General features: G+C 43.3%; 32 protein-coding genes and 1 riboswitch. Of the genes, 12 read left to right on the top strand and 20 right to left on the bottom strand.

The annotated features are described in order from the left end of the window. Nucleotides 1-340: 340 nt before the first annotated feature. The gene (uvrB, locus tag C5469_RS17030) at nucleotides 341-2,350 is read left to right on the top strand and encodes an excinuclease ABC subunit UvrB (protein WP_166309237.1); all 2,010 of its coding nucleotides are present in this window, start codon (nucleotides 341-343) and stop codon (nucleotides 2,348-2,350) included. Nucleotides 2,351-2,371: 21 nt separating this feature from the next. Here the strand turns inward: uvrB and yvcK are convergent, their stop codons facing one another. After that, a complete protein-coding gene (yvcK, locus tag C5469_RS17025) occupies nucleotides 2,372-3,280 on the bottom strand; it encodes a uridine diphosphate-N-acetylglucosamine-binding protein YvcK (protein ID WP_166309234.1) in 909 nt (302 codons plus the stop codon). A 268-nt stretch (nucleotides 3,281-3,548) separates the two neighbouring features. Further along, nucleotides 3,549-3,693: riboswitch (molybdenum cofactor riboswitch) on the top strand. Here yvcK and moaA point away from each other — a divergent pair. The 3 genes from moaA (at nucleotide 3,680) to C5469_RS17010 (ending at nucleotide 6,645) form a co-directional block, all read left to right on the top strand. After that, nucleotides 3,680-4,663, top strand: coding sequence for a GTP 3',8-cyclase MoaA (gene moaA / locus C5469_RS17020; protein WP_339414568.1), 984 nt, complete (start codon nucleotides 3,680-3,682; stop codon nucleotides 4,661-4,663). Its footprint overlaps the riboswitch before it by 14 nt. 38 nt (nucleotides 4,664-4,701) lie before the next feature. Then, nucleotides 4,702-5,178 (top strand): cyclic pyranopterin monophosphate synthase MoaC, encoded by a 477-nt coding sequence (moaC, locus tag C5469_RS17015; protein ID WP_166309228.1) that lies wholly within the window; start codon nucleotides 4,702-4,704, stop codon nucleotides 5,176-5,178. A gap of 204 nt (nucleotides 5,179-5,382) precedes the next feature. Continuing rightward, nucleotides 5,383-6,645 (top strand): tyrosine-type recombinase/integrase, encoded by a 1,263-nt coding sequence (locus tag C5469_RS17010; protein WP_166309225.1) that lies wholly within the window; start codon nucleotides 5,383-5,385, stop codon nucleotides 6,643-6,645. Between the two features lie 135 nt (nucleotides 6,646-6,780). Here the strand turns inward: C5469_RS17010 and C5469_RS17005 are convergent, their stop codons facing one another. From C5469_RS17005 to C5469_RS16915, 19 genes are all read right to left on the bottom strand, one after another. After that, nucleotides 6,781-7,104 (bottom strand): hypothetical protein, encoded by a 324-nt coding sequence (locus tag C5469_RS17005; protein WP_166309222.1) that lies wholly within the window; start codon nucleotides 7,102-7,104, stop codon nucleotides 6,781-6,783. Beyond that, a complete protein-coding gene (locus C5469_RS17000) occupies nucleotides 7,101-7,286 on the bottom strand; it encodes a hypothetical protein (protein WP_166309219.1) in 186 nt (61 codons plus the stop codon). Before C5469_RS17000 ends, C5469_RS17005 begins: the two co-directional genes overlap by 4 nt. Further along, entirely contained in the window at nucleotides 7,264-7,485 is a 222-nt protein-coding gene (locus C5469_RS16995) for a hypothetical protein (protein ID WP_166309216.1), read from the bottom strand. The genes C5469_RS17000 and C5469_RS16995 overlap by 23 nt, the downstream gene beginning before the upstream one ends. Next, a complete protein-coding gene (locus tag C5469_RS16990; RefSeq protein ID WP_166309213.1) occupies nucleotides 7,482-7,871 on the bottom strand; it encodes a hypothetical protein in 390 nt (129 codons plus the stop codon). The genes C5469_RS16995 and C5469_RS16990 overlap by 4 nt, the downstream gene beginning before the upstream one ends. A 16-nt stretch (nucleotides 7,872-7,887) precedes the next feature. After that, entirely contained in the window at nucleotides 7,888-8,154 is a 267-nt protein-coding gene (locus C5469_RS16985) for a hypothetical protein (RefSeq protein ID WP_166309210.1), read from the bottom strand. Next, a complete protein-coding gene (locus tag C5469_RS16980; protein WP_166309207.1) occupies nucleotides 8,147-8,392 on the bottom strand; it encodes a hypothetical protein in 246 nt (81 codons plus the stop codon). Before C5469_RS16980 ends, C5469_RS16985 begins: the two co-directional genes overlap by 8 nt. 2 nt (nucleotides 8,393-8,394) lie before the next feature. After that, complete coding sequence (locus C5469_RS16975) at nucleotides 8,395-8,610, bottom strand: hypothetical protein (protein WP_166309204.1); 216 nt, start codon at nucleotides 8,608-8,610, stop codon at nucleotides 8,395-8,397. 9 nt (nucleotides 8,611-8,619) lie between these two features. Continuing rightward, on the bottom strand, nucleotides 8,620-9,150 hold the full coding sequence (locus C5469_RS16970; RefSeq protein ID WP_166309201.1) for a beta clamp domain-containing protein: 531 nt from the start codon (nucleotides 9,148-9,150) through the stop codon (nucleotides 8,620-8,622). Continuing rightward, a complete protein-coding gene (locus tag C5469_RS16965; RefSeq protein WP_166309198.1) occupies nucleotides 9,147-9,887 on the bottom strand; it encodes a Rha family transcriptional regulator in 741 nt (246 codons plus the stop codon). The genes C5469_RS16970 and C5469_RS16965 overlap by 4 nt, the downstream gene beginning before the upstream one ends. A gap of 2 nt (nucleotides 9,888-9,889) precedes the next feature. Beyond that, nucleotides 9,890-10,174, bottom strand: a complete 285-nt coding sequence (locus tag C5469_RS16960) for a hypothetical protein (protein WP_166309195.1) — start codon at nucleotides 10,172-10,174, stop codon at nucleotides 9,890-9,892. After that, nucleotides 10,174-10,365 (bottom strand): PerC family transcriptional regulator, encoded by a 192-nt coding sequence (locus C5469_RS16955; RefSeq protein ID WP_166309192.1) that lies wholly within the window; start codon nucleotides 10,363-10,365, stop codon nucleotides 10,174-10,176. Before C5469_RS16955 ends, C5469_RS16960 begins: the two co-directional genes overlap by 1 nt. Then, a complete protein-coding gene (locus tag C5469_RS16950; protein ID WP_166309189.1) occupies nucleotides 10,362-10,652 on the bottom strand; it encodes an ANR family transcriptional regulator in 291 nt (96 codons plus the stop codon). Before C5469_RS16950 ends, C5469_RS16955 begins: the two co-directional genes overlap by 4 nt. 13 nt (nucleotides 10,653-10,665) lie before the next feature. Further along, nucleotides 10,666-11,028, bottom strand: coding sequence for a hypothetical protein (locus tag C5469_RS16945; protein WP_166309186.1), 363 nt, complete (start codon nucleotides 11,026-11,028; stop codon nucleotides 10,666-10,668). A 67-nt stretch (nucleotides 11,029-11,095) separates the two neighbouring features. Further along, nucleotides 11,096-11,410, bottom strand: coding sequence for a hypothetical protein (locus tag C5469_RS16940; protein WP_166309183.1), 315 nt, complete (start codon nucleotides 11,408-11,410; stop codon nucleotides 11,096-11,098). After that, nucleotides 11,398-11,709: a hypothetical protein gene (locus tag C5469_RS16935; RefSeq protein ID WP_166309180.1), complete on the bottom strand. Its 312-nt coding sequence runs from the start codon at nucleotides 11,707-11,709 to the stop codon at nucleotides 11,398-11,400. The genes C5469_RS16940 and C5469_RS16935 overlap by 13 nt, the downstream gene beginning before the upstream one ends. After that, a complete protein-coding gene (locus tag C5469_RS16930; RefSeq protein ID WP_166309177.1) occupies nucleotides 11,702-11,902 on the bottom strand; it encodes a hypothetical protein in 201 nt (66 codons plus the stop codon). Before C5469_RS16930 ends, C5469_RS16935 begins: the two co-directional genes overlap by 8 nt. After that, on the bottom strand, nucleotides 11,895-12,095 hold the full coding sequence (locus C5469_RS16925; RefSeq protein ID WP_166309174.1) for a hypothetical protein: 201 nt from the start codon (nucleotides 12,093-12,095) through the stop codon (nucleotides 11,895-11,897). The genes C5469_RS16930 and C5469_RS16925 overlap by 8 nt, the downstream gene beginning before the upstream one ends. Before the next feature lie 206 nt (nucleotides 12,096-12,301). Beyond that, nucleotides 12,302-12,574, bottom strand: a complete 273-nt coding sequence (locus tag C5469_RS16920) for a hypothetical protein (RefSeq protein WP_166309171.1) — start codon at nucleotides 12,572-12,574, stop codon at nucleotides 12,302-12,304. Between the two features lie 178 nt (nucleotides 12,575-12,752). Beyond that, nucleotides 12,753-13,178, bottom strand: a complete 426-nt coding sequence (locus C5469_RS16915) for a transcriptional regulator (RefSeq protein ID WP_166309168.1) — start codon at nucleotides 13,176-13,178, stop codon at nucleotides 12,753-12,755. A 116-nt stretch (nucleotides 13,179-13,294) separates the two neighbouring features. On the opposite strand from C5469_RS16915, the gene C5469_RS16910 reads away from it, so the two are divergent. The 8 genes from C5469_RS16910 (at nucleotide 13,295) to C5469_RS16875 (ending at nucleotide 18,574) form a co-directional block, all read left to right on the top strand. Next, nucleotides 13,295-13,528 (top strand): helix-turn-helix domain-containing protein, encoded by a 234-nt coding sequence (locus C5469_RS16910; RefSeq protein ID WP_166309165.1) that lies wholly within the window; start codon nucleotides 13,295-13,297, stop codon nucleotides 13,526-13,528. Between the two features lie 34 nt (nucleotides 13,529-13,562). Beyond that, complete coding sequence (locus C5469_RS16905) at nucleotides 13,563-13,856, top strand: hypothetical protein (RefSeq protein ID WP_339414567.1); 294 nt, start codon at nucleotides 13,563-13,565, stop codon at nucleotides 13,854-13,856. Between the two features lie 257 nt (nucleotides 13,857-14,113). After that, on the top strand, nucleotides 14,114-14,425 hold the full coding sequence (locus C5469_RS16900) for a hypothetical protein (protein ID WP_166309160.1): 312 nt from the start codon (nucleotides 14,114-14,116) through the stop codon (nucleotides 14,423-14,425). Continuing rightward, nucleotides 14,419-15,966, top strand: a complete 1,548-nt coding sequence (locus tag C5469_RS16895) for a DEAD/DEAH box helicase (protein WP_166309157.1) — start codon at nucleotides 14,419-14,421, stop codon at nucleotides 15,964-15,966. The genes C5469_RS16900 and C5469_RS16895 overlap by 7 nt, the downstream gene beginning before the upstream one ends. Then, nucleotides 15,963-16,937 (top strand): DUF7146 domain-containing protein, encoded by a 975-nt coding sequence (locus C5469_RS16890; protein WP_166309154.1) that lies wholly within the window; start codon nucleotides 15,963-15,965, stop codon nucleotides 16,935-16,937. The genes C5469_RS16895 and C5469_RS16890 overlap by 4 nt, the downstream gene beginning before the upstream one ends. Continuing rightward, a complete protein-coding gene (locus tag C5469_RS16885) occupies nucleotides 16,937-17,701 on the top strand; it encodes an antitermination protein Q (RefSeq protein ID WP_166309151.1) in 765 nt (254 codons plus the stop codon). Before C5469_RS16890 ends, C5469_RS16885 begins: the two co-directional genes overlap by 1 nt. A 236-nt stretch (nucleotides 17,702-17,937) precedes the next feature. Further along, entirely contained in the window at nucleotides 17,938-18,114 is a 177-nt protein-coding gene (locus C5469_RS16880; RefSeq protein ID WP_166309148.1) for a type II toxin-antitoxin system HicA family toxin, read from the top strand. Between the two features lie 52 nt (nucleotides 18,115-18,166). After that, nucleotides 18,167-18,574, top strand: a complete 408-nt coding sequence (locus C5469_RS16875; RefSeq protein ID WP_166309145.1) for a type II toxin-antitoxin system HicB family antitoxin — start codon at nucleotides 18,167-18,169, stop codon at nucleotides 18,572-18,574. The last annotated feature ends 163 nt before the right edge of the window (nucleotides 18,575-18,737 follow it).

The raw sequence follows: 18,737 nt of genomic DNA, 5'->3' as shown, positions 1-18,737 counted from the left end.
ATTAGGCTTAGAAAAGGTGCGTAACGCAAGAAAATACGCGGCTTTAGTTAAGGTTGATGTTATTCTCGTCTTAGTTTTAATTATTTTTAATATCAATAAGTTAATTAAAATCAAGCCCTGAATGTTCGGGGATGATGCCTTGTGTTGTCACCTTTCAGTCGATCATATAAAAAATGAAAAAATCAAGATGATTTTGGGGATAAAGTAATATTTATTTTGATATTAATGGGTCAATTAATGTAGAGGTTACCTGAATTAAGTATGTTTTTGTAAAACTGGCTTGAAGCTGGTTTTTTATCCAGTATTATAGATAAACTAGTTTTGGGAAAGTGAGATACCTATGAGTAAGGTGTTCAAATTACATTCTGACTTCGAGCCTGGTGGTGATCAACCAGAGGCAATTCGCCAATTGCAGGAAGGGCTGGAGGACGGACTTGCCCATCAGACTCTGCTAGGAGTAACGGGGTCAGGTAAAACATTCACTATTGCTAATGTAATAGCTAATTTAAACCGGCCAACTATGGTACTTGCTCCGAACAAGACATTGGCGGCTCAGCTTTACAGTGAAATGAAAGATTTCTTTCCAGAGAATGCGGTAGAATATTTTGTGTCCTACTACGATTATTACCAGCCTGAAGCTTATGTCCCGAGTTCTGATACTTTTATAGAAAAAGATGCCTCAGTAAACGAGCATATCGAACAAATGCGCTTATCTGCAACGAAGGCTTTGCTGGAGCGGCGGGATGTGATAGTGGTTGCATCTGTATCGGCTATCTATGGCTTGGGTGATCCGGACAGTTACTTGAAAATGATGCTCCACCTGACCAATGGTATGATCATCGATCAGCGCTCAATTCTGCGACGTTTGGCCGAACTGCAATATACCCGTAATGATCAGGCATTTCAGCGGGGGACATTCAGAGTACGTGGTGAGGTGATTGATATCTTCCCGGCTGAATCTGATGAACACGCTTTGCGTGTTGAACTGTTTGATGATGAGGTAGAACGGTTGTCACTGTTTGATCCGTTGACAGGACAGGTTCAGTACAATGTTCCACGGTATACTGTTTATCCGAAAACTCACTATGTTACCCCGCGAGAGCGTATTGTTCAGGCAATGGAAGAGATTAAGGTTGAGCTTGAGCAGCGGCGCAAGGTATTGCTGGCAAATGGTAAATTGCTGGAAGAGCAGCGTGTTACTCAGCGTACCCAATTCGATTTGGAAATGATGAATGAACTAGGCTATTGCTCCGGCATTGAAAACTATTCCCGTTACCTTTCTGGTCGTGCCGAAGGAGAGCCACCTCCAACATTGTTTGATTACCTCTCTGCTGATGGTTTGCTGGTGGTGGATGAATCACACGTTACAATCCCGCAAATTGGGGGTATGTACCGAGGAGATCGTTCTCGTAAAGAAACGTTGGTGGAATACGGTTTCCGTATGCCTTCCGCGTTGGATAACCGCCCATTGCGATTTGAAGAATTTGAAGCACTAGCTCCGCAGACAATTTATGTTTCTGCAACACCAGGCAAATATGAACTAGAAAAATCTGCTGGTGATATCGTAGAACAAGTGGTGCGTCCTACCGGTTTGCTTGATCCTGAAGTGGAAGTTCGTTCGGTAACAACTCAGGTTGATGATCTATTATCTGAGATCCGCATTCGGGCGGTGAAAAATGAGCGGGTGCTGGTGACTACTCTGACTAAGAGAATGGCGGAGGATTTAACTGAGTATTTGGAAGAACACGGTGAGCGGGTTCGTTATTTGCACTCAGACATCGATACCATTGAACGGGTGGAAATTATCCGGGACCTTCGTTTAGGTGAGTTTGATGTATTGGTAGGTATTAACTTGCTACGGGAAGGGTTGGATATGCCAGAAGTTTCTCTGGTAGCAATCCTTGATGCTGATAAAGAAGGTTTCCTGCGTTCTGAACGTTCATTAATTCAAACTATTGGACGTGCAGCCCGTAACTTGCATGGTAAAGCGATTCTTTATGGCGATAAAATTACAGATTCAATGGCGAAAGCGATTGGTGAAACAGAGCGCCGTCGTGCCAGGCAGCAAATATTTAATGAAGAACATGGTATTGTTCCAAAAGGTCTGAATAAGAGGATCGGTGATATTCTGCAAATTGGCCAGCCTACTGGTGGTAAGGGGAAAACCAGAGGCAAAACGGTTGTTACAACAGAAGCATTCAGCAAGCTATCCGCCAAAGAGTTGGAAAACAAAATCCGCGAGCTGGAAGCGAAAATGTACCAGCATGCGCAGGATCTTGAATTCGAACAGGCGGCTAATGTTCGGGATCAGGTTCACACATTGCGTGAGCAGTTTATTGTTAATTCCTGATTGATAGGGTTTTGATTAACCTTAGCCGAGGTTTTGTAGGGTATTCTCTAACGCCTGATGCAGTAATTCACGGTCGTGACGGTAGGGGATATCCTGGGCTTCCAGTATTTGCTGAGTGACAATGCGGTCACTGAGCCCACTGATATCTGTACAGGGGCCGACAATAACTGCGTCGATTATCCGATGCCCAATTTTGCTTTCCATCATTTCTAGCTTATCTTTCAGTGTCAGCTCTGCTGCGGCAACACTTAATTCTTTCCCAAGATTACCAATATAAATCATATTGGCGTTGCTACGACGCAGTGCTTGGGTTAAATCTTCAAGTAACAGTAATGGCATCAGACTGGTAAAAAAACTGCCAGGGCCGATAACAATAAGATCGGCCTGAGTGATAGCATCCAGTGCCTCTTTTGTCGCCGTAGCTGGAGGGTATAGCATCAATTCCTGTGGAATGCAGTTCAACTGATCAATATTGACTTCGCCATAAATGGTGTTGCCTTGATCGTCTATTGCCATCAGGTCAACTGGCTGCTCGGACATTGGAATCAGATGAGAATTAACTTTCAGCAAGCTACGGATTAAATTAATCGCCTCAAGAGGTCTGACACTTAAATGATCCAACGCCTTAAGCATCAGATTACCCAGGTTATGACCTGCTAGCTCCCCATTACCACCAAAACGGTACTCAAACATTGCTGATGCAACGCTGGGTTCGGTAATAAGCTGATTTAAACAATTGCGGGTATCTCCCCAGGCAATACCGCCTTCAGAACGTCGGATTCTTCCAGTTGAGCCTCCATTATCTGTCGTGGTGACAATGCCTGTCAGGCGGGAGCCTAGTGATGAAAGAGAGGACATGACACGCCCAAGGCCATGACCTCCGCCTAGAGCAACTACCCGATCTAAATCGGCTAATGTGCGGTTTCGCATAGAATTCCTGTTGCTGACTGAACTTATATTTACCGAATAATTTTAGCGTAATTTATTATAAAACACGATTAACCGGATAAGTGTTGTGATTTAGCACAATGTTTTTACCAAAATGTTTTTACCAATAAGCATATGATTGTCTGTTATTTGTTCTGGCGTTTGCTAAGTCATTGTATAATAAATTATATAACGAAAGTGGATATTCGCATTTTTCTTTTTTAAGCGCTAGAATTTATATTGAGAATGTCGTTTTACACTAAATCATAGGTGTTGAAATTAACTCCTAGCTTCTGCATCTAAGTCACCGTTTTGTACAGCGATATGATGCTTTGGCCGTGACCACTGAGTCACCAGGGTGTGGTGCAGAAATGCCCGCATCTCCCATATTTGGAAGGTGTTATTGTGGAACAACTCACAGATGCTTTTGCCCGCAAGTTTTATTACTTGAGGCTCTCAATCACTGATGTATGTAATTTTCGGTGCACTTATTGCCTGCCGGATGGTTATAAACCTCGCGGGCACCATTCCTTTTTGACATTATCCGAAATCCGTTATATTGGTCGAGCGTTTGCTGATCTTGGTACAGAGAAAATACGTTTGACAGGTGGCGAACCAACTATGCGCCGTGATTTCACTGACATCATTTCCTCTATTCGTGAAAATAAATTAATTAAAACCCTTGCTGTGACTACAAATGGTTATCGGATGGAACGTGATGTTGCCAGATGGAAAGAGGCTGGTTTAACCGCGGTGAATGTCAGTATGGATTCGCTAGATCCCCGCCAGTTTCATGCGATTACCGGACAGGACAAATTTTTTCAGGTGATGGGGGGGATTGATGCGGCATTTGAAGCGGGATTCAGTAAAGTGAAGGTTAATGTGGTGCTGATGAAAGACGTTAATGATATCAGTCTGCCAGCTTTCCTGCATTGGATAAAAGATCGTCCGATTCAATTGCGATTTATTGAATTAATGGAGACCGGTGACGGTGGTGAAATGTTTCGCAAATATCACATTCCCGGTGAGACTATTCGTGAACACTTGTTACGCAATGGTTGGAATCAACTTCAACGCTCACGTAGTGATGGTCCGGCTCAGGTTTTCAGTCATCCTGATTATCAGGGAGAAATTGGTCTGATTATGCCTTATGAAAAAGATTTCTGTCGGAGCTGTAATCGTCTGCGTGTTTCCGCAATAGGTAATCTTCACTTATGCCTATTTGGTGAACAGGGGATACCACTGCGAGATTTGTTATCGAATGAAGAACAACTGGATGATCTGAAATTGCGTATTCAGGGAGGGTTACGTCATAAACGGGAAACCCATTTCCTTCATCAAGGTGACAGCGGTATCACCCCAAATCTTTCTGTTATCGGCGGTTAATTTGACTGTCTTGATATTGTTTTTTTCAGGAGCCAGGAATGTCCCAATTGACTCACATTAATTCTACCGGTGAAGCCCATATGGTTGATGTTTCTGCGAAAGCCGACACATCACGTGAGGCACGGGCAGAAGCTTTTGTTGAAATGAAGCCAGAAACATTGGTAATGATTATTGATGGTAGTCATCACAAAGGTGATGTGTTTGCAACCGCCCGGATTGCGGGTATTCAGGCAGCAAAGCGTACATGGGAGCTAATCCCGCTTTGTCATCCATTATTGCTGACTAAAGTAGAAATTCTGCTAGAAGCCCAGACAGAATATAACCGGGTGAGAATTGAATCTTGTTGCCGTCTGACAGGGAGAACCGGCGTTGAAATGGAGGCACTGACAGCGGCATCAGTCGCGGCTTTGACAATTTACGATATGTGTAAAGCAGTACAGAAAGATATGGTCATTGGGCCAGTTCGTTTACTGGAGAAGATAGGTGGGAAATTAGGCCATTTTAAGGTGGAATAATGCTGATTGCTCATGCATCATCATATGTGAACATAAATAGTCATGGGATTTTGTTTAATATTTTGATTTTAAATGAAAATTTATTTTTAACGGGTTCGTCTTAGTCAGTGATAATCATAAATATTCATATTGTGTCATGAAAATTATGTACATGCTGGTGTACATAAATTACATTAAGAGCCATATTATTTTGAGGAAATTAATATGGCTATTACTGATTCATGGCTGCGTTCAGTCAGCGGCAAACCACAAGAAAAAATGATTACCAAGTCCGATAGAGATGGCTTATCCGTTCGCGTTACTCCCAAAGGGAAGGTTATCTTTCAGTTCAGGTATCGGTGGGATGGGAAAGGGGATCGAATTGATATCGGCACTTATCCGGCGACGAGCTTAAAAGATGCTCGTGACTCGGTGATCTCTTATCGCGGGGAACTGGAACAACACCGAAATCCTAAGATAGTTAAACAGGTTCGAAAAGAATCTGCATTGAGTGCGGTCACTGTGGAAGGACTTATGCGGGGATGGTGGAAAACGACAATGGAAGGCTCTAAAGTTAAAGCTGATGAAATCTTACGCTCTTTCGAAATTCATGTTTTCCCGAGAATTGGTAAACTGCCTCACGATGCCGTGACGCTGCATGTCTGGCTTGCTTTAATCGAAGACGTAGCTAAACAGCTTCCATCAATTGGGGCGCGAATATTGAGATATTCTAAAACGGCACATAGATGGGCGGTTCGGAGAGGAATGACAAATATTACCCCGTTATCTGATGTTGTATCCAATGATTTAAAAGGGAGGGAACCGAATACTGATATTGACATTGATACTGATATGGGAGGGAGGACATTAAGTGAGGGGGAATTAATGGTTCTTTTTCGTATTATTAATGCCCCTAAATATAACCCACGTAATGCACTGATAGTAAAGCTGTGTCTGTTATTTGGGTGCCGAATTGGTGAATTATTAAAGGCAAAAGTCACTGATTTTGATTATGAGAAAAATATGTGGGTTGTTCCTCCTGCAAATCATAAAACGGGGAGGAGATCCAAAAAACCTATTGTCAGACCGATTATCTCAGAAGCTAAAGAACTAATTGAACAGGCAAAAACATTAAATCGTGGTAGTGAATATCTATTTGTTGTATCCAGTGGGAAACCTTTTGCTGAATCGTCACACACGAGAATGATAGAATATCTCAGTAAAAAAATGTCTAAGTATTTTGATGATTCTTATGCGCCTTGGTCAATTCACGATTTACGTAGAACGATGCGTACTGGGGTTGCTGAATTAACGCCACCCCATGTGGCTGAAACTATGATCGGTCATAAGCTGCCGGGCGTATGGCAGGTGTACGATAAGCACACCTACCTGAATGAACAAAAGGAAGCATATGAACGCTGGTGGGATAAACTGACTAAAATTGTTTCCCGTTCTCCCAGTCAAGAATATCTTGCCACAGGAAATTAAGTTGATCGGATTTAAACTTGGGTTTTGGGAAGCCCTCCCTTTTTTGCTTCCCATTACTCACCCATAGCCTTATGGTGTGTGGCTTTACACTGTATCGCTCGGCTAATTCCTTTGTTTTGATATATGGCGATTGATTCATTTCTTATCCCTTTTCTGATGACCGTTCTCCAAAATTATCCTTGCCACTGTTGCCGGCGTTGTCTTGTCGTTCCAGACGAGATCATCAATTAGGAAGCTTAATTCAGCAACAAGTACATCTTCTAAATCTTTGGGCCAATACTCATATGGAATATCGCTGTAATGAGAATCCTTGATGACTTTAAGTGTCATCAATACCATCTCTTCCGGTGTTCTATCGGCTTTTCTGTAACCGGCATCCCAAACTGCATCGGTGATATTAGATGGATCACCCCATGCTGAGGCTATTACTTGGGTTAAGTGGAATGAGTTATTGATCATGACTTTCCTCCTTCCACTCGAACTTCACACCGAGCTTTCCAGCCTGCCCACGCAAAATGCAATGCGTTGCCGTCACTGATGTAGTATTGGTATTCTTCCTGAAAGAAAGCTTTTTCTAACTCTTCCTCACCCCACGGATAAGTTTCTGTGAGCCATTTTTCAAATTGTTCTTTGTTTGTCATTATCCTTTCTCCCATTCCAGGCTCTGATTGCCATTTTATTTCTCATCGGTTGTGCGATATGTACGGCGGAACGAATGGTTTTATCGATCATGTCATTCAGTTCTGTGATAGTCATTCTTATATTGTTGCCGTGCTCTTCTTGGAGTAGGTACTTGGTTATTTCCCAAAAAGTGGCAGTATCCATTAAGCTTTTGCTCATTCCATTTCCCCCAGTTTGGTATTTAGTTCCATATCCGCTCTGGCGTTGGCGGCGTGGGCGCATTCACTGAATGTTTCTGGGGAAACCCTGCTTTGCAGTTCCCGCACCAGAAATTCATTCCGATAATGCCAACGCATGCGGTTCATTTCCTTTTCTTGCTGACGCAGGATGGAAAGCCGTTCGCAGATACGTGAGCGCATCCAGAACCATGATCTGTGGGCGGTAGTCGCCTTATTGAACCAGTCGCTATCTTTGTTTGAAGATGCTTTCAACTGATGCTTAATGAGGTCCAGCGTCTGGTTAGCCAGCGACAGTGCCCGAAGGTGATCTTCTATGGTTTTGAGTGCATCAAGGTTAATTCGTCCGTTACCAAGAATGATTGTCATTGCTGATTTCCTCCTGTTACTCATTGGCTTTGCTGTGTTTTTGGTGACTAACCGTGTCGATGTCTTGCCCGCAAAAAGGGCAATAATCCACCATGACGCCACTGCCGATAAATTCACCAGAATGCAATTGAACAATATCAGTGCCCGGCTCTCCGGTTTTTATATTGAACCTCATCGGTAGAAATAGCCCCTTGCTTCGTTTTGTGGGCGAACCGAATTCAAGTGCTTTTGCTAATGCGCTACAGACCGTTAATTTGTTTCCGTTCTTCTGGCATTTATTCATTTTCTTGCCCCTTATTACGTGATTTGCGACGTTTCTTGGCCTTCTTAACTGGCGTCAACTTCACCCCGGCCACTTGCGGCGCGGGGGGTGGATGAGGGCAAATGCCCTCGTGGATGTAGTAATTTTTTCTCATGCAGTGGATGATCCGTTGTGTATAGTTCCTGCCGTCGTCGATGTGAAATAGAGTTCTGACTAGTTCATTATCGGTATCCACACGCTCGCGATCTTCCTCTGTCACTATTAGCTCTCCCTGCAAATGATTTTGTATGCCCGCAATATGTGCGCTGTTTTGCCAGTGATGGTGGTTTTCTTTAACAGAAAGCCGACAGACGAAGCGCGCACGGGCGTCATTACCAAAGCAGCATCGATACAACGGTTATGTTTGCGGCGTTCGGTTATAAAGCCGGTCACAATGATTTTTGATACCGCGCCTTCGTCGAGATATTTAATTCTCATTACTCCCCCTTATGCCCGGCATGGCATAACGACAAATTGAGGATTGCCGTAACGCAGATTGATGTTGTCGCTAAACTTCATTAAGCAGCTGCTTGTCATGCCTGACGGTTGCATGGAAACGGTGATAAGTATTGAATCAGCACCGAACATTTTTTGTGGGTAAGCCAGATAACAAGCTTGAAAATGAGGGATAACATTTTCCGTGTTCTCTGGCATGACGCGGTCTAAATCAGGAAAGCGACCATCCAGTATTGATAAAGCAGTGAATCCCACTCTCGCCCCGGTAATACTCCGGTGTACGGCATAAGGTTCTTTGGTAAAATACAGTTCTGTAGTTTCTGCTTTTCTGGGGATATTCCCGTGAAACTGAATGATAGCTTTGCGGCGAGTGTTAACACCGTGCTCTAACCGTAAAGCCACGTGACCATTGGTTGATTCCAGGTATTTAGGCGTAATATGCAACCCATAAAGGTAATAGCGCGGACCATCTTTAGCGACACACACCAACGCAGCGCGTAACAGACATGAACGAATAATCATTGTTTTTCCTCCCAACCGATAACCTGAAATAACCCCATGTTTGGGTGATACCATTTGGATTTACGTTGTTCCGCTTCGCTCATCATCAGACGGAATGCGCTCATAAAGTCTTCCTTAAATACAATTTTCATCGGGCGAGTTTGCCCATCTGGTGTCATGATGGTGATGCTATCCGTGGGTACGCTATAGACCTCTGCCAGGGTTCGGCACTTGGCATCAGTCATGCCACATTGGACACAGAGGAGGGAATAGCCCACCCATCCGGCAGGAATAGTGCCTTGCTTGATGCGATCAATAGTTTCGGAAACTTCTTCAACCTTTTCTTCAACCTGATTAAGACGGCGTTCTTGTTCTACTTGCGCCAGGGCGTAAGCAAGATTAAGCTCGGCCTGAGATTTTGGTTTTGTCGCGTCAGACTCTAAAGCAAACCAGCGGTCAATAATGGCGGCACGACGCTTTACATCATATCCGGTGATCAAGATTTCGGTATTCCGGCGATCAAGGAGAATTTCACTGATGAAGCCGCGCTCATCAATCGCAACAGCCATCCCTGTAGTGAGCGTAACGTGTTGATTTTTATTATTCCTCAAAAATGAGGAATCAAATTCAATGCTATAGACGACTTTCAGAACTTCCCGGATGTCACGGATCACGTTATCGTGACGTTTATCTGTTAACTCGGCAATTTCACGGCTACTCATCATGGCCGTTTGATTGCGGGTGGTTATGTTATTCATTTTTATACTCCGTGCTCTTTCATTGCCTTAAGTAAGGCTTTCTTGAATTTCTTCTCCTGACACAGGTCTAGAGACATAATCATTAGCGTTTTGTTTAACCAGATGTCATCAGTGTCAGGATCACGTCTGACGCTATCGGGATAAATCGCGAGATACTCTTTCACTGCATTCAGTGACAGAAATTCTTCCGGTGTTAACTTATGTGCCTGCCGGCGATTATGGGTTACTCTGGGTTCTCTGCTGACAGAGGTCACACCGAACGTGTGGGGTTTGTTTTGGTAGCCCATTACAATTCCCCCGATTTATGTGTTAACCGGGCTTTTCTTGAGCAACGGTTGACATCAAGAACGCAACATTCCCGCTCTTCATCTGTCGGCGCCCAGTTCATAGCTTCGCTGTGGACATTAGCAGCCCGCCTAAACAGGCCGCGTTTTTCAAGCCTTTTGGCTTCATCTCTTAACTCGTGAAAGTCTTTCATACTGATGCTTCCTCTTTATCAATATGGGTCTTGAGTGCAGTAGCAAGCTTTCTATTTTCTCGTTCTTCTTTACGGCGCTGGCTGGTGCGGGCTTTCAGTTCTTCATAACGCTTATGTAACGTATGTCGATTTGAATTCAGTTCAGCACGACATTCAGCCCATTCACGGTTAACTTGGTGTTTGGCGTGTTCAGCGACTTTCTTCCAGAGAATTGCCGCAATTTCATATTTTTCATCTTTCTCACTTTGAATGGCTCTCTGTGAGAAATTAAAATGGGTAATATTCACTATGAGTCCTTATTTATTGAAAGGTATATTCTGGTGAAAATCCGCCGTGTTTAGCTCTTTCTGCAATTAATTTAACGAGGGCACACATGAAATCATCACCTTCCTTTGTTAACCCGCCGTATTTAGACAGATAATCACTGTAGCTATTTAAAATATATTTATCGGCTTTCTCTCGTTTGTGTTCGTTATAAATAAGGGCTTCAAAAAACACATACAAAGCCTTCTTTAATATCTCTTCGGATAATTCAACAGTACACATAGAGCCATCGTGAAGACTGACGGGAATACAATGGCTATTAGTCTTTCCCATCATTGCATCGAGTTTTGCCGATATTAAACGATTTCTGTATCGTTCAATTAAGGTTTGATTACTCATAGATACCTCTATTTTAGGCTGAGACAATCCTCAGCTATTAGGCTGTAATTAATATTTAATTAGATTGCTATTTGGTGGCGTCAATGAACTCTTTTCTTAATCGCTTTGCCTTACTGAGAGCGTCAATATAATTTTTGCTACATACATTTATTTCAGGTTTCTTTTGGCCTTTAATCTTTTTTATCTCTTTCCCCAATGTTTCTATTTCTTTTAGCAGTCTAAAAACCATGTCTTGTATTGCACCGATGGCATAAGAGTCCTCACAGTCTTTTGTATATGATTCTTGCCATATTTGGAGAAGTGCGTTTATCTGCTTTGTCTTTATTTCCGTGCATGAAAAAGCCGTTTCTAAATCAAACATGGCGGTCTCTAAATCAAACATAATTCCCTCTCTTTTCTTGACGCTTCGTTTATTACAGCCACATTCGCAATGTCAATTAAATGAGTCATTTGTTTAATGACCTCTAAGAGTAAAAGGCCGTCCGGTTTTCCTCTTTTTTTTGATAATGCACAAAACTCATTGTGGGTATCATTAAATTTAGTGAACTCAATGAAAAAACTGTCATTGCAAGCCAGTAGTTCTTTATGATTTTCAAGAACTGCGGATAATTCATTGCTGAGTTCAATGTAACACTCCAAAATAGTGTTAGAGAGGGAGGAAGATAATATTGTATTAAGCATGTTTCACCTCATCAGTTAAGGCCGCTTCAAGGGAACGATAAACCTCCGAATTAACATCACAAGCAAGTGCGATCAGATCTGCCAGAGTACTTGAGCATTCTTCTTTATTAGCAATATCTATGATGACCTCATAGAGTGAACGAGCTAAACCGGAGCGGTATCTTGCATTATCTAAAGTAATTGGTTTACGCATTATGCACCTCGTTATTATTAACTTGACCCATCCATACAATGGAATATCCAACTAATAATTCTGATAGCTCATTTTTGGCTTGTTGATAATTTCTGGCGACACACCTAACCTTAACTAATAATTTGCGCTCAAAGTCAGCGTGTTTTGTCACTGCAAAAATAAAAATCTTTGTGGTATGATCCGCGTTGAACATAGTAATCGTCCCTCAGCGTTTATTGTGTTCGGCTCTGGTATTTGATTGGCGTCGGTACCAGAGCCATTTTTATAAAGTTGAATTCTGCTTACTCTTTGGTACTTGTCATTAACGTTTGTCCTTTCTTGTTGAGTTTCATCTTTTACCCCGTAATCGGCTTGAGGTTATATTGATAGTTCTTTTAGCTGTGTATCTTTAGTCGCTACCTATTCTTTATTTTGATAAATAAGATTTGCTAATAATGACTTTGGTATGGTTTTAATGTTTTTGTTTGCACGTGTATTGTAGGGAATGCTTTCATTATCAATTTCAAGCTTGACATGTATTTCATTGCTTATGTTCAATGCAGAACCAATTATGTTATTTAGGTCTCTCTTTGACACGCCACCGGTTCGAACAAGGCGTTGCAAACCAACTAAAATTGAACTAAGCATTTCTACTTTTTCGCTAATTTCCTGATTCTCTCGATTTACGGTCATGCTAATCACCTCTTAAGTGTGGTACCGGATGATTTGAATATAGCTATATGGTAATCCTTTATCAATAGCAAATTGCTAATTTTTTTGGAATTAATTATAACCTATTGTTTATTAATAATATTAATTTAAAAATAAACTATACAATGAAGCGCCAATTTAACGGCGCCGTTAGAATCATTTATCTCAGTGTGCGCTTTCTCCTTTCCAGTAACTCGTTAATGATCCGTTCGTAATCATCCGCCTTTTCCTTTAATTCGTTGATTATTCTTGATTGTTCCCTTTCTGGCATTTGTCTAAAAAGGTCTATAAGATGCTCTTCTTGTGGGGTTAATTTTTTATCTCTTTCAATTAAGCTTGGTGGTGACTCTATTAATTCATTTGAATTGATTATTTCATCATGTGGAACATCCAGCCAACCGCGTTTTATGCTTAGCTTTTCTTCTATCTTTCTAGATAGGGAATCACCTAAATTCCTGTATCCATTGATTAATTGGCTTATCATGGATGGCGATAAATCGCAGCGCATAGCAAATGATGCTTGGGATAGGTCACTTGATTCCATAAGTGATTTTAAATTTTTACGCCTAATATCTTTGGTTTCCATTTTGAAAATACCTCATTAATTAGCTAAATGCTATTTACAGTATTGCTAATCTTTCGCTCTGTTTGTATAGTTAGCATATTGCTAATGATGAATTATATCAACAGAAGAGGTGATAAATGGATCGAGAGTTACTAAATCTTCGCCAAAAACTTACGTCCGCCCAATGGAGCCAGATTGCCAAAATGTCTGGAACAACCACAGCCTATTTAAATCAAATCGCGCATGGTTTTCGCCGCCCATCTGTATCTCTCTCTCAGAGGATTGAAGATGCAACTGTAGCGATTTGCCCTGATATAGCCGTTCGAAAAGAAAGTCTTGCTTTTGCCCCAATGCGAAGAGTGGCGAAATGAATTTGTTAAAAATTTTATCTCAATAGTTATAACTATGTTCATTAATCCTCATGCTCAGGTATCGATGCCCTCTCGGTATTTTCCTGATGACGGCAAGTGGATACAGGAAATGTTACTGAAGCTTGGTCCGGCTACTCGCGGAAAAATTACGGTACGTTATTCAGAAGTGTATGAAGCGGCTTGGGATGAGGAACCGATTTCGTATCGAAAGGGCAATGCAGCCAGACGAGCGGCAAATATCCGGCTCAGGGAATATATCGGGAAGTATGTCAGGGCGAGCCAGGGTTACACAGAGAAGCCGCAGCGAGTACAAGAGAGGGGAGCATGAAAAGTTATTGGGATGTTTGGACGTCTAAACGTCTGGATGGGTTGGGGAAGAGGGGAAAACTTTCTAGGGGGGTAAGGGGGGTGATCTTTGAAAGGGGTGTTAGGGAAGGCTTAGCCAAAGGAAAACAACTCAGATCTTATAGAAGATCACTATAGGGTTTCAAAAAAAAGCCGAAATACATCCAGACGTCTAAATGGCTAAATTGATATCCGTCAGGGCGGTGTGCCTGGCAAAGTGAAATAACAGAGGACAGTGTAATGGAAAACAGCGAGAAACTTATTTTGGAATTAGAGCGGCTCATTAACGGGAATCCCGGTCTAACTCAATGGGAATATGACTTTATCAACGGACTCAGCCGTTATTTTCGGCGTGGAAAATATCTAACAGGCAGACAGAAGAATCTAGCTCGCGGACTGATAAAAAAATATTCAGAAGGGAGCAAGAAACCGGTGGACACTTTTGCGAGGAATGCACCGGTTCTTGCGGCAGGTACAACAAAGCATCGGGTACCCACAGGCGATTATGCCACTGAATCCGCCTTAAGGGAACGGGGAGGTGAAACATGCTGACGATAACCCCAAATACGACTCAAAGCCGCGCCTTGTCCATGTTGCGTCAGAACTGGAAACAACACAGTACCTTTATGGTATATGCGCCTACCGGGAGCGGTAAAACAGGTTTATCAGCTTTCATCACAGCCGGTTTCGTTTCTCGTGGGATGCGGGTGATGTTTGTCGCCCCTTACCTCACTCTTGTGCGTCAGACGGCCACCCGGTTCATTCAGTACGGACTGCCAGAGGAGGAAATTGGTTATGTGTGGCGGGATTACCAGCCTCACGACCCAAGCCGGCTGATTCAAATCGCCTCAGCTGACACGCTGATTCGTCGTGACTTTCCTGACAACATCGATCTGTTGATCATTGATGAAGCCCACTTACGCCGTAAGAAGTTGCTTGAAGTGATTCAGCATTTGGCAGAGAACACGGGGGTAAAAGTGATCGGCCTGTCTGGAACGCCGTTTTCCTCGTTTCTTGGAGGCTACTATCAGCAACTTTTAAAGCCCACCACGATGAAAGAGCTTATCGCTAAAGGTGAACTCAGCACTTATGAATTTTATGCCCCGACAAAGCCGGACCTGAAAGGCGTAAAAATGACTTCCAGTGATGATTTTGGGCGGGATTATAAAGAGGACCAGCTAGCCGAGATCATGGGTGATTCAACGCTGGTGGGCGATATCGTCAAGAACTGGCTGGTGAATGGTCATGATGAGCCGACGATTTGTTTCTGTGTCAATGTGGCCCACGCCAATTTTATTACCGTTGAATTTAATAAAGCGGGTGTCAATGCCGAGGTCATCATTGCTGAGACGCCACCGGAGGAAAGGCAGATCATCATTCACCGGTTTGAACAAGGCGCAACCAAAATATTAGTTAGCGTGGGAACGCTGATAGCGGGGTTTGACAGTGACGTGAGGTGCATCATTTACGCCCGGCCTACAAAATCAGAGATCCGCTGGGTCCAATGTCTCGGTCGCGGATTGCGTACCGCGCCCGGTAAAGAAACCTGCATGATATTTGATCACAGCGGTTCGGTTCATCGTCTTGGCTATCCCGATGATATTGAGTATGACGCATTGCCCTCTAAAAGCGACGGCATGAAAGACAGTTCCCGCAGCATTGATAGCGACAAAGCTGAAAGACTGCCGACAGAGTGCCCCAGTTGCCACTTTATGAAGCCAGCGGGCGTTTATGCCTGCCCGAAATGCGGATTTAAGCCCTTAAGCGGTGAAGATGTGGAAGTGGATCGTTCTCGCGGGCTGAAAAAACTCAGCGGCAAGGACCATACTTACAGTAAGAAAGAAAAACAAAGCTGGTGGTCACAAATCAAATATTACCAGCGCCAGCGGGCCAACCAGGGGAAGCCTATCTCTGATGGTTGGTGTGCCCATACCTTCAGAAGCAAATTCAGTGAGTACCCCCATGGTTTAAATGACCATCCGGTCGAGATCACCCCGGAAGTCAATAATTTTATCAAATGGAAACTGATTTCGTGGATAAAAAGCCAGGAGAAAAAACAACGCAGTTCAGCCACGCAGGGAGGTAGCTTATGAAAACAACAGATGCGGTAATTGGGCAGTGGTCGAAAGTTTTTGAGTATTATGGTCTCCCTCCGGTCACCGGGAAAAAACATTACAAAGGGAAGTGCCCTATTTGCAGTCAAAAGGGTAAGTATCGTTGTGATGATGAAGAGGGGCGCGGAACTTTTATTTGCGTCTGCAATACCGGGGATGGCTGGAAATTACTTTCACTGACGCAAAAAAAAGACTTCGGAACGCTGGCGAATGAAGTCGATAAAATTATTGGTAATACTTATGAACACGGGAATAATTATAAAGAAACTGCAAGAGATAATGACCGGTTAACATTTCGCAATAACGTAATTAAAAAATATTCAACATTAATCAATCTGCGTGGAACCCCGGCAGAGCGCTATTTGCGCAATCGGGGGATTAATAGCTTACCTGCCGAGCAAGTTGTTAAGTATTGCGACAGTCAGAGATCTCAACTGGGGAATTTTCAGGCCATTTGGTCACTGGTTACGGATGCCCGCGGGAACCTGTGTTATTTGCACCGAACATTTCTTGATGGCGATAAAAAGGCCCCCGTCAATGTTCAAAAGCAGAGTAAAGCGACGCAGGAAGATGTTTATCTTAAGCACGCTGAATCTGTCGCTATCCGCCTGTTTCCGGTTTCGTCAACGCTGGGAATAGCGGAAGGAATAGAAACGGCGCTTTCATGTAAACAAATCTATGGCTGTAACACATGGTCAACGATGAATGCGGGATTTATGGAGAAATTCCGGGCGCCCCGCGGTGTTAAACACTTAATTATTTTTGCTGATATGGACTTGCATTCAGCCACCGGGCACGCGGCGGCGTTTGAGTGTGCCCGGGGCAATCTCAGTACTAAAAATGATGTGGAATTAGTGAGCATTCGTTGGCCGGATCATGGTGATTTTAATGACGTACTGGTGAACGGCGATGAAGTGCGTGAACTGGTTTTTAAGAAGCGGGCGGAATAATGAAACTTGAATCAGCATTAAAATATTTCAGCCCAAAAGGGCTGGCAATGAGCGACTCATCAAAATGCACATCAACGGACCGGATCACCGGTACTGATGTGATGGCCGCGCTGGGGATGACTGAGTCCAAGGCTTCATTTGGGATGGCGGTATTTTTGAGTAAACACGGCGTCAGCAATAAAGAGACTATTCGAACTGTTGAGCAACTAACTTTGTATGCCAAGCGTCAGGTACCTAAACTTATTGCCAAAGCGAGTGGGAACCGGTTGGGAAAATGCCTGGTGATATTGGCAAAAATGGCGTTTGAAGAATATTCCCGGTCGGCAGCTACAACCGGCACATGCACCCAGTGCAATGGGCGCGGGTTAATCTCCATTCAACGTGATGTAATTAAGTACGCGGGATATAAGGATGTGATAGCGCAACGGATAGAAACTGAGTGCGTGCATGAACTTTGCTCACCTTGCAATGGCAAAGGGATTATATCCAACCGCTGTCGCTGTAACGGCACAGGTAAAGTGGTTGACCGTGAAGCGACGAAAGCCACTGGCGCACCGGTAATTAAAATCTGTGAGCGTTGTACGGGCCGAGGTTATAGTCGGGTACCGTCATCAGTGGCATATACAGCAATTAAGGCTCTCTTGCCCGATTTAAACGAAAGGACATGGAGAAGGAATTGGAAGCCATTCTATGAAAAGCTGGTGGCGAAATGCGATATTGAAGAAAGCCGGGCCGCCTCCGAATTCAGCAAAGTGACACAATAAAAAGCACATCGACAATTTGCATTTTGTCCGCAATTGGTTTATTGTCTGTCAATAGTGGGGAATTGTAGCTATGCTCACTAAAGAACATTCAGACCCGCCGATGCGCGGGTTTTTCTTTTTCTACTATCTTGTATCCCCTCCCGCGACAATATAAGCAAAAATGTTTATATTTCTCTTGTTTTTATAAACAAAAATGTTTATACTTGTTTCAAGTTAAACAAACAGGAGAGGAGGTAGTGAAGCAAAGCGAATTTCGGCGGTGGCTTAAAACCCAGGGGGCAGAATTTAAAGATGGGAGCAATCATCTAAAAATCTTCCTGAATGGCAAGCAAACAACGATGCCGAGACACCCCAGTAAAGAGATCCCCGAACCATTGCGGAAATTGATACTGAAACAACTTGGCATTAAATAATAAAGCTGGCTCAGAAATGAGCCAGTTATTCGCCGCGCTTCACTAAATACATATGCGGTATCCGGTGAAATTTGAACACGATGAAACGGGGTGGGCGGTTATGTTTCCCGATATTCCCGAAGCGTTGACGGGGGGTGAAACAAGAGAGGAGGCGTTAGAAATGGCGCAAGATGCTCTTGTCACTGCATTTGATTTTTATTTTGATGATCAACGTGAGGTGCCAATACCCTCTAATGAGGGTGAGGCATTTGTTGACGTTCCGGCGAGTGTTACAGCTAAAGTATTGTTGTTAAATACCATGCTGCAAACAAAAACAAGCAATGCAGAGTTAGCGAGAAAACTCGGCACGCGCCCGCAGGACGTGCAACGTATAGTTTCATTGCGTCATAGTACGAAGATTGACACAGTAGAAAGCGCGTTGAACGCACTCGGTAAGAGATTGGATCTCGCGATTAATTGACAACGCACTACATACAATTCCAAGGCCGCGAATAATCGTGGCCTTTTTTGTATGTATGTCATAGTAATTTTTCATTAAAGGTGGTAATCATGCTGGTTCGTAATCAGGAATCTATGGAGAAAGGCATGTCAATTACTTATTCTGATATTCGCTCTCAACACAA

Origin of the sequence: Photorhabdus cinerea, assembly GCF_011189575.1 — a bacterium.
Classification (GTDB): domain Bacteria; phylum Pseudomonadota; class Gammaproteobacteria; order Enterobacterales; family Enterobacteriaceae; genus Photorhabdus; species Photorhabdus cinerea.
The sequence above is the reverse complement of the archived record's forward strand: the minus strand, read 5'-3'. Positions and strand labels throughout refer to the sequence as shown.

What these genes read in the sequence shown, in the direction of transcription:
- C5469_RS16970 (WP_166309201.1), bottom strand. Translation starts at nt 9,150, where the DNA reads ATGATTATTCGTTCATGTCTGTTACGCGCTGCGTTGGTGTGTGTCGCT.
- C5469_RS16925 (WP_166309174.1), bottom strand. Translation starts at nt 12,095, where the DNA reads ATGTTCAACGCGGATCATACCACAAAGATTTTTATTTTTGCAGTGACA.
- C5469_RS16990 (WP_166309213.1), bottom strand. Translation starts at nt 7,871, where the DNA reads ATGACAATCATTCTTGGTAACGGACGAATTAACCTTGATGCACTCAAA.
- C5469_RS16955 (WP_166309192.1), bottom strand. Translation starts at nt 10,365, where the DNA reads ATGAAAGACTTTCACGAGTTAAGAGATGAAGCCAAAAGGCTTGAAAAA.
- C5469_RS16940 (WP_166309183.1), bottom strand. Translation starts at nt 11,410, where the DNA reads ATGTTTGATTTAGAGACCGCCATGTTTGATTTAGAAACGGCTTTTTCA.
- C5469_RS16965 (WP_166309198.1), bottom strand. Translation starts at nt 9,887, where the DNA reads ATGAATAACATAACCACCCGCAATCAAACGGCCATGATGAGTAGCCGT.
- C5469_RS16960 (WP_166309195.1), bottom strand. Translation starts at nt 10,174, where the DNA reads ATGGGCTACCAAAACAAACCCCACACGTTCGGTGTGACCTCTGTCAGC.
- C5469_RS16985 (WP_166309210.1), bottom strand. Translation starts at nt 8,154, where the DNA reads ATGAATAAATGCCAGAAGAACGGAAACAAATTAACGGTCTGTAGCGCA.
- C5469_RS16900 (WP_166309160.1), top strand. Translation starts at nt 14,114, where the DNA reads ATGGAAAACAGCGAGAAACTTATTTTGGAATTAGAGCGGCTCATTAAC.
- C5469_RS16915 (WP_166309168.1), bottom strand. Translation starts at nt 13,178, where the DNA reads ATGGAAACCAAAGATATTAGGCGTAAAAATTTAAAATCACTTATGGAA.
- C5469_RS17010 (WP_166309225.1), top strand. Translation starts at nt 5,383, where the DNA reads ATGGCTATTACTGATTCATGGCTGCGTTCAGTCAGCGGCAAACCACAA.
- moaC (WP_166309228.1), top strand. Translation starts at nt 4,702, where the DNA reads ATGTCCCAATTGACTCACATTAATTCTACCGGTGAAGCCCATATGGTT.
- C5469_RS16885 (WP_166309151.1), top strand. Translation starts at nt 16,937, where the DNA reads ATGAAACTTGAATCAGCATTAAAATATTTCAGCCCAAAAGGGCTGGCA.
- C5469_RS16975 (WP_166309204.1), bottom strand. Translation starts at nt 8,610, where the DNA reads ATGAGAATTAAATATCTCGACGAAGGCGCGGTATCAAAAATCATTGTG.
- C5469_RS17005 (WP_166309222.1), bottom strand. Translation starts at nt 7,104, where the DNA reads ATGATCAATAACTCATTCCACTTAACCCAAGTAATAGCCTCAGCATGG.
- uvrB (WP_166309237.1), top strand. Translation starts at nt 341, where the DNA reads ATGAGTAAGGTGTTCAAATTACATTCTGACTTCGAGCCTGGTGGTGAT.
- C5469_RS16890 (WP_166309154.1), top strand. Translation starts at nt 15,963, where the DNA reads ATGAAAACAACAGATGCGGTAATTGGGCAGTGGTCGAAAGTTTTTGAG.
- C5469_RS16935 (WP_166309180.1), bottom strand. Translation starts at nt 11,709, where the DNA reads ATGCTTAATACAATATTATCTTCCTCCCTCTCTAACACTATTTTGGAG.
- C5469_RS17000 (WP_166309219.1), bottom strand. Translation starts at nt 7,286, where the DNA reads ATGACAAACAAAGAACAATTTGAAAAATGGCTCACAGAAACTTATCCG.
- yvcK (WP_166309234.1), bottom strand. Translation starts at nt 3,280, where the DNA reads ATGCGAAACCGCACATTAGCCGATTTAGATCGGGTAGTTGCTCTAGGC.
- C5469_RS16945 (WP_166309186.1), bottom strand. Translation starts at nt 11,028, where the DNA reads ATGAGTAATCAAACCTTAATTGAACGATACAGAAATCGTTTAATATCG.
- C5469_RS16895 (WP_166309157.1), top strand. Translation starts at nt 14,419, where the DNA reads ATGCTGACGATAACCCCAAATACGACTCAAAGCCGCGCCTTGTCCATG.
- C5469_RS16995 (WP_166309216.1), bottom strand. Translation starts at nt 7,485, where the DNA reads ATGAGCAAAAGCTTAATGGATACTGCCACTTTTTGGGAAATAACCAAG.
- C5469_RS16910 (WP_166309165.1), top strand. Translation starts at nt 13,295, where the DNA reads ATGGATCGAGAGTTACTAAATCTTCGCCAAAAACTTACGTCCGCCCAA.
- C5469_RS16930 (WP_166309177.1), bottom strand. Translation starts at nt 11,902, where the DNA reads ATGCGTAAACCAATTACTTTAGATAATGCAAGATACCGCTCCGGTTTA.
- C5469_RS16875 (WP_166309145.1), top strand. Translation starts at nt 18,167, where the DNA reads ATGCGGTATCCGGTGAAATTTGAACACGATGAAACGGGGTGGGCGGTT.
- C5469_RS16905 (WP_339414567.1), top strand. Translation starts at nt 13,563, where the DNA reads ATGTTCATTAATCCTCATGCTCAGGTATCGATGCCCTCTCGGTATTTT.
- C5469_RS16920 (WP_166309171.1), bottom strand. Translation starts at nt 12,574, where the DNA reads ATGACCGTAAATCGAGAGAATCAGGAAATTAGCGAAAAAGTAGAAATG.